This is a genomic window from Caballeronia sp. GAWG1-5s-s (assembly GCF_023631445.1).
Taxonomy (GTDB): Bacteria; Pseudomonadota; Gammaproteobacteria; order Burkholderiales; family Burkholderiaceae; genus Caballeronia.
Genome location: NZ_JALQDC010000004.1, coordinates 91,031 through 104,020 on the forward strand (window position 1 = coordinate 91,031; position 12,990 = coordinate 104,020).

Here is a 12,990-nt window from a genome sequence, read left to right on the forward strand (position 1 = left end):
CAATACGTGGCAAAAGCAGCGAAGGCAAAGACGCTTTACATCTGTAGCGAGTGCGGCGGACAAGCGCCGAAGTGGACCGGGCAGTGCGCGGCATGCGGGGCGTGGAACACGCTCGTGGAATCGGTGGAGCAGGCGCCGTCGGCGCATCGCTTCCAGGCGCTGGCGAAGAGCTCGCCGGTGCAGCGGCTCGCCGACATCGAGGCGGCGGACGTGCCGCGCTTTTCGACTGGCGTCGGCGAGTTCGACCGCGTGCTCGGCGGCGGTCTCGTGCCGGGCGGCGTGGTGCTGATCGGCGGCGACCCGGGCATCGGCAAATCGACGCTCTTGCTGCAATCGCTCGCGGAAATCGCGCGCGAGCGGCCGTCGCTCTATGTGAGCGGCGAGGAAAGCGGCGCGCAGATCGCATTGCGGGCGCAGCGGCTCGGGCTGCTCGGCGGCTCGGCGAGCGCGGCGGCGGACCTCGCGCTGCTCGCCGAAATCCAGCTTGAAAAGATTCAGGCGGCCATCGACGAGCAACGTCCGGAAGTCGCCGTCATCGATTCGATCCAGACCGTCTATTCCGAGGCGCTGACCTCCGCGCCGGGTTCGGTCGCGCAGGTCCGCGAATGCGCGGCGCAACTGACGCGCATCGCCAAGCAGACGGGCACGGCCATCATCATGGTCGGTCACGTGACCAAGGAAGGCAGTCTCGCGGGTCCGCGCGTGCTGGAGCATATCGTCGATACGGTGCTGTACTTCGAAGGCGACACGCACTCGTCCTTCCGACTCGTGCGCGCGTTCAAGAACCGCTTCGGCGCGGTCAATGAGCTCGGCGTCTTCGCGATGACGGAGAAAGGCTTGCGCGGCGTGGCGAATCCGTCGGCGCTTTTCTTGTCGCAGCATGAGCAGAGTGTCGCGGGGTCGTGTGTGCTCGTCACGCAGGAAGGTTCGCGCCCGCTGCTCGTGGAAGTGCAGGCGCTCGTCGACACGGCGCATGTGCCGAATCCGCGCCGCCTCGCGGTCGGGCTGGAGCAGAACCGGCTCGCGCTGCTGCTTGCGGTGCTGCATCGGCATGCGGGCATCGCGTGTTTCGATCAGGACGTGTTTCTGAACGCGGTGGGCGGCGTGAAGATCACCGAACCCGCCGCCGATCTCGCGGTGCTGCTCGCGATTCACTCGTCGATGCGCAACAAGCCTCTGCCGAAGGGGCTGATCACGTTCGGCGAAGTGGGGTTGGCCGGCGAAATCCGGCCGTCGCCGCGCGGGCAGGATCGCCTGAAGGAAGCGGCCAAGCTCGGCTTCTCCGTCGCGCTGATTCCGAAAGCCAATGCGCCGAAGCAGGCGGTGGACGGTCTGAAAGTGATCGCGGTCGATCGCATCGAAGAAGCCATCGACCGCGTGCGTGATCTCGAGTGAACGGATCGGACCCTCGGTAACGGGCCGTAAGAAAAACGCGCGCCGCTGTAACCTGGCGCGGGCGCGGTTTTCATATCCTTCTGGGACCCAGGACCGGCGGATAAAGCCACCATGCGCCGCCGCGCCGAAGTGACTGGATGGATCGAGAGGATCACGCTTTGAAACATGTCAAAACAGCCCGGCCCGCCCCAGCATTCCACCTGCGCGGCTGCCGCGTCTCGGCTCCCCTGCAACAGCCGTTCGGCAGCGGATGCCGGATCGTCGAATGGATCGACGGCGAAGGGCAGATTTCGCGGCGCGTCGTGTCCGCGGACGTGACCGAGGCGGAAGTGGTCGCCACCATTCGCCGTCACGTTACGGGCCGAAAGCACGTGCTCGTGGACGACGAGCGTCAGCCGCGCCAGACCTTGCCGCGACGCTAGTTTTCGCGGCCGCGAAAGAGCGGATGCGCTGCCGCTTCCGCCGGCGTGAGCACCGGCGCGACGCAGCAGTCGAGCGGTTCGAGGAGCGCCATCCATTCGTCGCGCGTGCGCTCGCGGATGCACGCGGCGAGGCGCGCGGTCACTTCCTTCGCATCCGTGCCGCCGATCGCCTGCCCGAGACTCCAGTGCCGCGCGGCCCACTCCGGGCGGCCGAGCGCGCCGCATAGCGTCTGCCAGAACTTCAGTTCGAGCGCGCCGACGGCCACGAACTTGTCGTCCGCCGTGCGATAGACGTTGTAGCAGGGCACGCCGCCGTTGAGCAGGCCGGCTCCTGCGCGCGTGCCCGGCTCGTCGGCATTGGCGAGCGCGATGTGCGCCATCACGTTGTGGGCGTGAACGGCGTGCGTCATCGAGACGTCGACGAAGCGGCCCGCGCCCCCGCGCGCAACGTGCCAGAGCGCGGCAAGCATTTGCGTCACGGCCGCGAGCGCCCCGCCGAGCAGGTCCGCAAGCTGGAAATTGGGCACGATGGGCGCGCCGCCAGCATCGGCAAGCTGATCCAGCACGCCCGCATACGCGATGTAGTTCAGATCGTGCCCCGCCTTGTCGGCGAACGCGCCTTCGCTGCCGAACCCCGTGATCGCGCAGTAGACCAGCTTCGGGTTGACCTGCCGCAGCACGTCGTAGCCGACGCCGAGCCGCGTCATCACCGTCGGCCGGAAGCTCTCGACGAGCACGTCCGCGTCCCTTGCGAGTTCGATTAACTTTGCTCGCCCGGCATCGGTCTTCAGATCGAGTGTGAGCGACCGCTTGCCGCGATTCACGATCCGATAGAACGCGCTCGGCGCGCCGCTCGCGCGGTCGGCGTCGCTTTGCAGCATCGAGCGGGCGTAGTCGCCTTCGCCCGGTGGCTCGATCTTCAGCACGTCCGCGCCGAGTTCGGCGAGGCGCAGCGTGGCGAGCGGTCCGGGCAGAAGCCGCGTCAGATCCAGCACGCGAAGACCGGCGAGAGCGGGGGAGGTCGTCAAGTCGTCGGTCTCCGTGGAGGATTACGAGCTCAGTTGTTCGAGTTCCTCGTGCGCGTCGAGCCACTCCAGTTCGAGCGTCTCGAGCCGCGCGTTGACTTCGCCCTGACGGCGAATCGTGTCGGTGAGCTTCGCCTTCAGCGCGGCGTCGTAGCTCGCGGGATCGGCGACGAACGCATCCAGCGTCGTTTTTTCCGCATTCAGCGCGTCCATTTCCTTCTCGATCTTCGCGATCCGCGATTGCAGCGGCTTGCGCAGGTGCGAGAGCTTTTGCCGCTCTTGCGCCTCCTGTCTGCGCTGCTCCTTACGATTCGCCGCGCTGTCCGGCGCATTGCCGGCAGCCGACGCGACGCCGTTTGCTTCTTTCGCCGCCGCCCGCGTGTCGGCGGCATGTTGCAGAAGCCAGTCGCGATAATCGTCGAGATCGCCATCGAACGGACTCAGCCGGTGCTTCGCCACCAGCATGAAGGTGTCGGTGGTGGCGCGCAGCAGATGCCGGTCGTGCGACACGAGAATGAGCGTGCCTTCGAATTGCGCGAGCGCCATGGTCAGCGCGTGGCGCGTTTCGAGATCGAGGTGGTTCGTCGGTTCGTCGAGCAGCAGCAGATTGGGCTTCTGCCAGATGATGAGCGCGAGCGCGAGCCGCGCCTTCTCTCCGCCGGAGAACGGCGCGATCTTCGCGGTGGCCATGTCGCCCGAGAAGTTGAAGCTGCCGAGAAAGTCGCGCAGTTCCTGCTCGCGCGTGTCGGGCGCGAGGCGCGCGAGATGGGCGAGCGCGGAGTCGTCCGGGCGCAGCGTTTCCAGTTGATGCTGCGCGAAATAGCCGATCTGCAAGCCCTTGCCTTGCTGCACGCGACCCGAGAGGGCGTCGAGCGTGCCGGCGAGCGTCTTGATGAGCGTGGACTTGCCCTGACCATTCGCGCCGAGCAAACCGATGCGCTGCCCGTTCTGAATCGACAGCGTCACGCCTTCGACAATCGGAATCTCGGCGCCGTCCTCGGTGCGATAACCACAGCGCACGTCTTCCATCACCATCATCGGATTCGGCGCGGCATCCGGCGTGCGGAACTCGAAAGTGAACGGCGAACTCGCGTGCGCGGGCGCGATCAGCTCCATCTTTTCGAGCGCCTTCACGCGGCTTTGCGCCTGCTTCGCCTTGGTGGCCTTGGCCTTGAAGCGGTTGATGAAGCTCTGCAGATGCTGCACCGTCTTCTGCTGCTTCTCGTAGGCGCTTTGCTGCAACGCGAGCTGTTGGGCGCGCAGCACTTCGAACTGGCTGTAGTTGCCGCCGTAACGCTTCACCTGCCGGTTTTCCAGATGCAGCGTGACGTTGCAGACCGCATCGAGAAATTCGCGGTCGTGCGAGATCACGACGAGCGTGCCCGGATAGCGGCCGAGCCAGTCTTCGAGCCAGACGATGGCGTCCAGGTCCAGATGGTTGGTCGGTTCGTCGAGCAGCAGCAGGTCGGACGGACACATCAGCGCTTGCGCGAGGTTCAGCCGCATGCGCCAGCCGCCCGAAAAGCTCGCCACCGGCTCGCGCGTCTGTTCGAGCGTGAAGCCGAGCCCGAGCAGCAGCGTTTCCGCGCGAGCGGGCGCGGTGTAGCCGTCGGCATCGGCGAACGCGGCGTGAGCTTCGGCTTCCGCTGCGCCGTCGTGCGCCGCGGACGCCGCCGCGATGCGCGCTTCGATGGCGCGCAACTGCGTGTCGCCGTCGAGCGTGTAGTCGAGCGCGGTGCGATCCACGGCGGGCGTTTCCTGCGCGACATGCGCGATGCGCCACGACGGCGGCATCGAGAAATCGCCGCCGTCCGCGTGCAACTCGCCGCGCAGCACGGAAAAGAGCGTGGATTTGCCCGCGCCGTTCGCGCCGACGAGACCGGCTTTCTCGCCCGGATTGAGCGTGAAGCTGGTCTCTTCGAAGAGCGGCTTGGTGCCGCGGGACAAGCTGAACTGGTTGAAGCGAATCACGTCGGAGGGCGGCGGCAGAGCGCGGACTGGAGGAAACCGCTATTTTAGACCGGGCGCGTACGCCGCAAGGGGTCGTCCGTTCGGCTAATGGCGGGCGAGCGCGCGGCGGAGTAGCATCGCCTGACTTTCACCCTTCCATCTTTCACCACTTCAACGCGCGGAGCACGGCATGAATTCGACTACCGACAGCATCTACGGCTTTACGGCAGAGCGGCTCGACGGCACGACCGTCAGCCTCGACACGTACCGCGGCAAGGTGCTGCTGATCGTAAACACCGCGAGCGAATGCGGTTTCACGCCGCAGTACCGGGGCTTGCAAGAGCTGTACACGCTGTACGCGGGGCGCGGCTTCGAGGTGCTCGGCTTTCCGTGCAACCAGTTCGGCAAGCAGGAGCCGGGCGACGCGGCGCAGATCAGCAGCTTCTGCGAGTCGAACTATGGCGTCACGTTTCCGATGTTCGCCAAGGTCGACGTCAACGGGCCGAATGCGCATCCGCTCTTCAAGTATCTGACGGAGAAGGAGCCGGGCGTGCTCGGACTGGAGGCGATCAAATGGAACTTCACGAAGTTCCTGATCGACCGCAACGGGAACATCGTGAAACGCTACGCGCCGATCACGAAGCCCGAGTCCATCGCGGACGACATCGAAAAGCTGCTCTGACGCGCTCAGAGAATCGGGGAGAAGAGCCGAGCGACGTGCATCGCCATGCGCCGCCAGAACGCGGCGCCGCGATAATCGTTGCCGTCGATCTCATACGCATGCGCGAAGTCCACGAGCAACATGCTCTCCACTTCGCGGGCGAAGTCGTGATCGACGGTCAGCACGGTGATCTCGAAGTTCAGCCGGAACGAGCGGTTGTCGAGATTGGCGCTGCCGACCGACGCGGCGATGTCGTCGACGAGCACGACCTTCTGATGCAGAAAGCCCGGCCTGTATCGGAAGATGCGCACGCCCGCCTGCACGAGATCGTATGCGTACAGCCTCGACGCCGCGAACACCACGCGATGATCGCGCCGGCTCGGAATGAGAATGCGCACGTCGACGCCGCGCATCACGGCGAGCCTCAGCGCCGAGAATACGGCTTCGTCGGGGATCAGATACGGCGACGTGATCCAGATCCGTTCGCGCGCCGCGTTGATCGCCTCGACGAAGAAGAGCGAGCAGGTCTCCTGTTTGTCGGCGGGGCCGCTCGAGAGCACCATGCAATGCATGTTCTCGTCCGCATGCGACGCGGGGCCGAGCTCAGGCAGGCGCTGCGTCGCCCAGTACCAGTCTTCGGTGAAGACGAACTGGATGCTGGCGATCGCCGGCCCGCGCACTTCCACATGCGTATCGCGCCACGGCGAAAGCCGGGGATTGCCGCCGAGATACTCGACCCCCACGTTGTGCCCGCCGACGAACGCGCGCTTGCCGTCGACGACCACGATCTTCCGATGATTACGGAAGTTGATCTGAAAGCGGTGCACGAACTTGCGCTTGGTCGCGAACGGATGCGCTTCGACGCCGCCCGCGCGCAGCGCATGCACGTAGCGATGCGGCAGGTCGAAGCTGCCGATGCTGTCGTAGAGGAAATAGACGCGAACGCCGGCTTTCGCTTTGGCGATAAGCGCGTCCTTCAGCATCTCGCCGAGCGCGTCGGCGCGCACGATGAAGAACTGCACGACGACATACTGTTCGGCCGCTTCGATGGCCTCGAGGATCGCAGAAAACGTCGCGTCGCCGTTGACGAGCACGCGCACCGCGTTGCCGCGCAAAAACGGCATGCCGGAGAGCCGTTGCAGCGTGCGGATCGTCGGATTGCCTAAGTATCGCGCGGGGCCGGTGTCGAGTTCGCCGCGCGCGCCGGAAGCGTCGACGAGCGCCGTGCCTGTCGTTGGAGCGTCGCTGCGGTCGGTCGAATCCCACTCGGTCGGCTTTCTGCGGTTGCGCAGGATCTCGATTTCGAGCCGGCGCTCGTCGATATAACCCGCGAACTTGCTGCGCCCGAGGAAGAGATATGGAATGAGCGTGAGATAGGGCATCGCGACGAGCGACACCGCCCACGCGACCGCGCCTTGCGAGGTCCGCGTATTGATGATGGCGTGGACGGCCGCGATCACGCCGAGCACATGCGCGGCCATCACGAGCGTGCCGACGTGGAGCCAGTCTGCTGCTTGCATAGATGCGTTCGGTTCGGAACTCGATGCGCGCGGATCCCACGCGGAGCCAGACGACGGACACCGCCGCGAGCCGCGGCGGCGATGCCTTATCTTACCGAACCCGCTTACCGAACCCGCTTACCGAACCTGCTTACCGAACCTGACTTGCGCGGCGAATGCCGCTCAGGCGGGAAGGTCCGCCGCCTGAATCAGGAACACGTTGTCGTCGCCGGCGCTGGTCGAGAGCCAGACGAGATCGAGCCCGCCGAGCGCGGCCTCGACGTTGGCCCGCTCGTTGCCGATCTCGACGACGAGCACGCCGTCTTCGGTCAGCCACTTGCCGGCATCGCGCACGATGCGCCGCACGACGTCCATGCCGTCCGCACCGCCCGCGAGCGCGAGTTCCGGCTCGTGACGGTATTCCTCGGGCAGCGCCTGCATCGCGGTCGCGTTCACGTACGGCGGGTTGGTGATGATGACCTCGTAGCGGGCCGGCGAAAGCGGCGCGTACAGATCGCCTTCGTGCAGCGCGATGCGGTCCTGCAACCCGTAGTCGTCGACATTGCGGCGCGCGACCGCGAGCGCATCGGCGGAGATGTCGACGGCATCGATATCCGCGTTCTCGAACGCTTGCGCCGCGAGAATCGCGAGGCACCCGGAGCCGGTGCACAGTTCGAGCACGCGCGTGACGTGGTCCGGATCGGCCACGTACGGTTGCAGCCCGTCCTGCAACAACTCGCCGATGAACGAGCGCGGCACGATCACGCGCTCGTCGACATAGAAACGATGGCCGTGCATCCACGCTTCCTGCGTGATGTACGCGGCCGGCACGCGTTCCTTGGCACGGCGCTCGATCACCTGCATGACGGCATCGATTTCGGTGTCGAGCAGGCGGGCGTCGAGAAACGGTTCGAGCGTGTCGAGCGGCAAGTGCAGCGTATGCAGGATCAGATACGCCGCTTCGTCATAGGCGTTAGACGAGCCGTGACCGAACGAGAGGCCGGCTTCGGTGAAGCGCGAGACGCCGAAGCGCAGCAGGTCGCGGACGGTGGTGAAGGGTAGCGCCATCGAAGGCTCCTTGTTTTTTTTACGGGTGAAGATTTACGCGATCAGTTCTTCGAGCACGCGGCGGTACACGTTTTTGAGCGGCTCGATGAAGCGCACGTCGACATATTCGTCGATCTTGTGAATGCTGCCGTTCGGCGGCCCGAATTCGACGACCTGCTCGCAGATGCGCGCGATAAAGCGGCCATCGGACGTGCCGCCCGTAGTGGACAGTTCCGGACGCACGCCGGTTTCATCGTGGATGGCTTTTTCGAGCGCGTTGGAGAGCGCGCCGCGCGGCGTCAGGAAGGGCAGGCCGCTCACCGTCCAGGTGAGATCGTAGTCGAGCGCGTGTTTGTCGAGAATCGCGTGGACGCGGCTTTGCAAGCCTTCGACCGTGCTCGCCGTCGAAAAGCGGAAGTTGCACATCAGCTCGGCGTGGCCCGGAATGACATTCGTCGCGCCGGTGCCAGAGCGCAGGTTCGACACTTGCCAGGTGGTCGGCGGGAAATACTCGTTGCCGTCGTCCCAGCGTTGCGCGACGAGTTCGGCGAGCGCGGGCGCGAGCAGGTGAATCGGATTGCGCGCGAGATGCGGATAGGCGATATGCCCCTGCACGCCCTTCACGACGAGCTTGCCGGACATGGAGCCGCGCCGCCCGTTCTTGACCATGTCGCCGAGCGTTTCGTTCGATGTCGGCTCGCCGACGATGCAGTAATCGAGCCGCTCGCCGCGCGCCTTCAGCGCTTCGACCACCTTCACGGTGCCGTCGGTGGCGGGGCCTTCTTCGTCGCTCGTGATGAGCAGCGCGAGCGAGCCGCGATGCTGCGGGCACTTCGCGATGAATTCTTCGCTCGACACGACGAACGCCGCGAGCGACGTCTTCATGTCCGCGGCGCCGCGCCCGTAGAGCTTGCCGTCGCGATGCGTCGGCGTGAAGGGCGGCGAAGTCCATTGATCGAGCGGGCCGGTCGGCACGACGTCGGTATGTCCGGCGAATGCGAGCAGCTTGCCCGACGCGCCGTCCGTGCCGCGCTTCACGGCCCACAGATTCGTGACGCCGCCCGATTCGATGGTTTCGCATTCGAAGCCGACAGCCGCCAGCCGCTCGATCATCAGCGCCTGGCAGTGGCGATCGTCGGGCGTGACGGACGCGCGCTCGATCAAGGCTTCGGTTAAGGACAAGGTGCCGGACATGGTTTCAGCCTGCATTTCTTTCGACAGCGTAAAAAAATGCCGGCGCGGGGCCGGCAAGCGGTTTGGCGTGACGCGACGGCCGGACGTTCGAAGCAGTCCGCCGCACGTCGGTCACGCGAACAGCGTCTCATACTGCTCGGCCGAGAAGCCGAGCGTCTTCACGCGGCCGTTCACGACGACGACCGGCCGCTTGATGATCGACGGCTTGTGGATCATCAGCGCGATCGCGCCGGAAGTCGTGTCGGCTTCGGCCTTGTGCACATCCGAAAGACCGCGCCACGTCGTGCCGCGCTTGTTGATGAGCTGTTCCAGCGGCACGTCCTTCAGCCAGTCCTGAAGCAGCTTCTCGTTCACGCCGGCCTTCTTGAAGTCGTGGAACTCGAACGGCACGCCGTGCTCTTCCAGCCACACGCGCGCCTTCTTCACCGTGTCGCAGTTGGGGATGCCGTACACGACCGTCATGGCATTGGGGCCGCGCGCCACGATCAGTCGCCTCGCAGCAGTTCGTTGAGGCCGACCTTCGCGCGAGTCTTCGCATCGACCTTCTTCACGATCACCGCGCAGTAGAGGCTGTGCGAGCCGTCCTTCGACGGCAGATTGCCCGCCACGACGACCGAGCCCGCCGGAATGCGGCCGTAGCTCACCTGACCGGTTTCGCGGTCATAGATCTTCGTGCTCTGGCCGAGGTAGACGCCCATCGAAATCACCGAGTTCTCCTCGACGATGACGCCTTCCACCACTTCCGAGCGCGCGCCGATGAAGCAGTTGTCCTCGATGATGACCGGGTTCGCCTGCAACGGCTCCAGCACGCCGCCGATGCCCACGCCGCCCGACAGGTGCACATTCTTGCCGATCTGCGCGCACGAGCCGACGGTGGCCCACGTATCGACCATCGTGCCTTCGTCGACGTAAGCGCCGATGTTCGTATACGACGGCATCAGCACCACGTTCTTCGCGATGAACGAGCCGCGGCGCGCGATGGCCGGCGGCACCACGCGAAAGCCGCCCGCTGCGAAGTCTTCGGCGGTGTAGTTCGCGAACTTCGAGGGCACCTTGTCGTAGAACTGGCTGTAGCCGCCGGCGGGCATCGGCGCGTTGTCTTCGAGGCGGAACGACAGCAGCACGGCCTTCTTGAGCCATTGGTTCACGACCCAGTCGCCGTCGCGCTTCTCGGCGACGCGCAGCGCGCCGCGGTCCAGTTGCTCGATGGCGTGCGAGACGGCTTCGCGCACTTCCGCGGGCGCGGCTTTCGGCGACAGCTCGGCGCGGTTTTCCCAGGCGTTGTCGATGATGCTCTGAAGTTGTTCCGACATAGTGATATCAAGGATGGAGAGAGGAACCGGCAACGCGTTCAGGACCGTTCAGGTGTTCAGCGTGCGGCAGAATTCGACGATGCGGCGGGCGCCTTCGATGCATTCCTCGGTCCCGGCAACGAGCGCGATACGCACGAACCCTTCGCCGGGATTCGTGCCATGCGCGGGACGAGCGAGATAGGAGCCCGGCAGAACCGTCACATTATAGTCGGCGTACAGGCGCGCGGCGAACTCGGTATCCGTGAGTCCGGTGCGCGAAACGTTCGCCCAGAGATAGAACGCGGCGTCGGGCAGACGCACGTCCAGCACCTCGGCGAGCATCGGCGTGACCGTGCGGAACTTGCTCGCGTAGAGCGCGCGGTTCTCGCGCACGTGCGCTTCGTCCTGCCACGCGGCGATGCTCGCGCGCTGGAACACGGTCGAGAGCGCCGCGCCGTGATACGTGCGATACAAGAGGAAGCTCTTGAGCACGGCAGCGTCGCCAGTGACGAAGCCCGAGCGCATGCCCGGCACGTTCGATCGCTTGGAGAGGCTCGACAGCATCACGAGGCGCTCGAAGCCGCGGCCCAGCAGACGCGCGGCTTCCAGACCGCCGAGCGGCGGCTGCCCTTCGTCGAAGTAGATCTCGGAATAGCATTCGTCGGAGGCGATCACGAAGCCGTGCTTGTCCGAGAGCGCGAAGAGTTCGCGCCAGTTGTCGAGCGTGAGCACCGCGCCTGTCGGATTGCCGGGCGAGCAGACGTAGAGCAGTTGCGTGCGTGCCCAGATGTCGTCGGGCACGGCCGAGTAATCGCACGCGAAGTTGCGCGCGGGGTCGCTGTTGACGAAGTACGGTTCCGCGCCCGCGAGCAGCGCCGCGCCTTCGTAGATTTGGTAGAACGGGTTCGGGCAGAGTACGATCGGCGGTTTCGCGCCCGCGAGTTCCGGCGTGCTGCGGCTGTCGATCACCGTCTGCGCGAGCGCGAACAAGGCTTCGCGCGAGCCGGAAACGGGCAGCACTTCGGTGGCCGCGTCGATGGAAGCGAGTCCGTAGCGCGCCTTCACCCATGTGGCGATGGCTTCGCGCAGCGGCTCGCTGCCGAGCGTCGCCGGGTAGGCGGCGAGGCCGCCGAGCGCGTCGATCACCGCGTCGCGGATCAGCGCGGGCGTCGCATGCTTCGGCTCGCCGATGCCGAAGCTGATCGGCGTGAATCCGGCGCGCGGCTCGATGCCCTTGAACAGCGCGCGCAGCTTTTCGAAGGGATACGGCTGGAGTTTCTGGAGAAGTGGATTCACGGCGTGTCGATTGAGCGATGAACGTCGGGCGGCGGCGAGGCGCCATGCGGCCGCAGCGATCTACGTAGCGGCATGAGAAAGACATCAGAGAACGGGCGATTATACCGCGCGCTTTTGCGCTCCACGGCGCGCGGCGGCAAGGACGACAGACGCATGACACGTAGCAAAACCGTATCGAAATCCACGCGCAGAGGAGCGCCGCAATGACGCGCCGCCTGCACGACGCGCTGCCCACGCTCGCCATCATGATCGGCGCTTCCGTGTGGGGCTTCGTCTGGTATCCGATGCGCCTCATCGCATCGATGGGACTCACCGGCACCGCCGCCAGCGCGACGACGAGCGGCGCCGCGTGTCTTTTCGTGCTGCTGCTCAAGCGCCGCTCGATCCGCACGGTGTCGTGGCACTGGCTGCTCGCGTGCCTTGGCGTGGCGGCGGGCGTGACGAGCGTGGGCTTCGTCTGGGGCGCGATCCACGGGCAGGTCATGCGCGTGCTGCTGCTTTTCTATCTGACGCCCGCATGGACCGCGATGTTTGCGCATTTCATCTTGCGCGACCGCTTGACGCGCGCCGATGCCGCGCTGTCGCTCTTGTCGCTCGCGGGCGCGGTCACGATGCTCTGGTCGCCCGAACTCGGCGTGCCGCTGCCCGCCAATCTTGCAGAGTGGGCCGGGCTCATGGGCGGCATGGGCTTCGCGATGAGCAACGTGCTCGTCGTGAAGATCACGCGCGTCTTGCCGGGCATGAAGCCGGAGATGCGCACGGCCGTGATCTTCGGCGGCGCGGCGATCGTGGCGTCGGTCGCCACGTTGTTCGAGCCGATGCCCGCGCCGCCCGCAGCAGCGCAGATGGGCACGGTCGCGTTCATCGTGATCGCGCTGGGCGTCGTGCTCGCGGTCAACAACGTGATCGTGCAAATCGGGCTTGCGCGCGTGCCGGCCAATCGCGCGTCCATCATCATGCTGTTCGAACTCGTGGTGACGGCGCTGTCCTCGTGGCTCATCGCGGGCGAAGTGCCGGGGCCGCGCGAATGGGCGGGCGGCGCGTGCATCGTGGCTGCTTGCGTGCTGTCGGCATGGGCGCACAGGCAGGGCCGCGACGCATCGCAAAGCCCGCCCGGCGAGGCCGAAGCCAAAAAGAAATCGACACGCGCGATGGTATGATGGTGTCCGCTCGCGCCGCGGCAGGCGGCGTCCGGCGCGCATGAAATCT

12 protein-coding genes are annotated in these 12,990 nt (G+C 65.8%); 4 read left to right on the plus strand and 8 right to left on the minus strand.

Features of this window, described 5'->3' with window-relative positions; all coding sequences use genetic code 11:
- Positions 1-6: 6 nt before the first annotated feature.
- Both radA and NCR34_RS06290 read left to right on the plus strand, forming a co-directional pair.
- A complete protein-coding gene (radA, locus tag NCR34_RS06285; RefSeq protein WP_175940113.1) occupies positions 7-1,395 on the plus strand; it encodes a DNA repair protein RadA in 1,389 nt (462 codons plus the stop codon).
- A 158-nt stretch (positions 1,396-1,553) separates the two neighbouring features.
- The gene (locus tag NCR34_RS06290) at positions 1,554-1,817 is read left to right on the plus strand and encodes a DUF2866 domain-containing protein (protein WP_241269851.1); all 264 of its coding nucleotides are present in this window, start codon (positions 1,554-1,556) and stop codon (positions 1,815-1,817) included.
- Here NCR34_RS06290 and NCR34_RS06295 read toward each other — a convergent pair.
- The gene (locus tag NCR34_RS06295; RefSeq protein WP_250499325.1) at positions 1,814-2,845 is read right to left on the minus strand and encodes a CaiB/BaiF CoA transferase family protein; all 1,032 of its coding nucleotides are present in this window, start codon (positions 2,843-2,845) and stop codon (positions 1,814-1,816) included. The two genes, NCR34_RS06290 and NCR34_RS06295, sit on opposite strands and share 4 nt — an antisense overlap.
- Positions 2,846-2,866: 21 nt before the next feature.
- Positions 2,867-4,813, minus strand: coding sequence for an ATP-binding cassette domain-containing protein (locus NCR34_RS06300; RefSeq protein ID WP_250499327.1), 1,947 nt, complete (start codon positions 4,811-4,813; stop codon positions 2,867-2,869).
- Between the two features lie 169 nt (positions 4,814-4,982).
- Here NCR34_RS06300 and NCR34_RS06305 point away from each other — a divergent pair, with 169 nt between their 5' ends.
- On the plus strand, positions 4,983-5,474 hold the full coding sequence (locus tag NCR34_RS06305; RefSeq protein WP_250499329.1) for a glutathione peroxidase: 492 nt from the start codon (positions 4,983-4,985) through the stop codon (positions 5,472-5,474).
- Positions 5,475-5,479: 5 nt separating this feature from the next.
- Here the strand turns inward: NCR34_RS06305 and cls are convergent, their stop codons facing one another.
- From cls to dapC, 6 genes are all read right to left on the minus strand, one after another.
- Complete coding sequence (gene cls, locus NCR34_RS06310; protein WP_250499330.1) at positions 5,480-6,973, minus strand: cardiolipin synthase; 1,494 nt, start codon at positions 6,971-6,973, stop codon at positions 5,480-5,482.
- Positions 6,974-7,135: 162 nt separating this feature from the next.
- The gene (gene prmB, locus NCR34_RS06315; protein WP_250499331.1) at positions 7,136-8,020 is read right to left on the minus strand and encodes a 50S ribosomal protein L3 N(5)-glutamine methyltransferase; all 885 of its coding nucleotides are present in this window, start codon (positions 8,018-8,020) and stop codon (positions 7,136-7,138) included.
- Between the two features lie 33 nt (positions 8,021-8,053).
- The gene (gene dapE / locus NCR34_RS06320; RefSeq protein ID WP_250499333.1) at positions 8,054-9,193 is read right to left on the minus strand and encodes a succinyl-diaminopimelate desuccinylase; all 1,140 of its coding nucleotides are present in this window, start codon (positions 9,191-9,193) and stop codon (positions 8,054-8,056) included.
- Positions 9,194-9,304: 111 nt separating this feature from the next.
- Positions 9,305-9,676 (minus strand): ArsC family reductase, encoded by a 372-nt coding sequence (locus NCR34_RS06325; RefSeq protein ID WP_175940121.1) that lies wholly within the window; start codon positions 9,674-9,676, stop codon positions 9,305-9,307.
- Between the two features lie 2 nt (positions 9,677-9,678).
- A complete protein-coding gene (gene dapD / locus NCR34_RS06330; protein WP_248322092.1) occupies positions 9,679-10,506 on the minus strand; it encodes a 2,3,4,5-tetrahydropyridine-2,6-dicarboxylate N-succinyltransferase in 828 nt (275 codons plus the stop codon).
- Between the two features lie 48 nt (positions 10,507-10,554).
- Entirely contained in the window at positions 10,555-11,781 is a 1,227-nt protein-coding gene (gene dapC, locus NCR34_RS06335; protein WP_250499335.1) for a succinyldiaminopimelate transaminase, read from the minus strand.
- Positions 11,782-11,984: 203 nt separating this feature from the next.
- Between dapC and NCR34_RS06340 the strand changes: the two genes are divergently transcribed.
- Positions 11,985-12,941, plus strand: coding sequence for a DMT family transporter (locus NCR34_RS06340; RefSeq protein WP_250499336.1), 957 nt, complete (start codon positions 11,985-11,987; stop codon positions 12,939-12,941).
- Positions 12,942-12,990: the final 49 nt, after the last annotated feature.

Excerpts from the sequence above, each read along its gene's own strand:
- NCR34_RS06305 (WP_250499329.1), top strand. The coding sequence starts at position 4,983 with ATGAATTCGACTACCGACAGCATCTACGGCTTTACGGCAGAGCGGCTC.
- cls (WP_250499330.1), bottom strand. The coding sequence starts at position 6,973 with ATGCAAGCAGCAGACTGGCTCCACGTCGGCACGCTCGTGATGGCCGCG.
- prmB (WP_250499331.1), bottom strand. The coding sequence starts at position 8,020 with ATGGCGCTACCCTTCACCACCGTCCGCGACCTGCTGCGCTTCGGCGTC.
- dapE (WP_250499333.1), bottom strand. The coding sequence starts at position 9,193 with ATGTCCGGCACCTTGTCCTTAACCGAAGCCTTGATCGAGCGCGCGTCC.
- dapD (WP_248322092.1), bottom strand. The coding sequence starts at position 10,506 with ATGTCGGAACAACTTCAGAGCATCATCGACAACGCCTGGGAAAACCGC.
- NCR34_RS06340 (WP_250499336.1), top strand. The coding sequence starts at position 11,985 with ATGACGCGCCGCCTGCACGACGCGCTGCCCACGCTCGCCATCATGATC.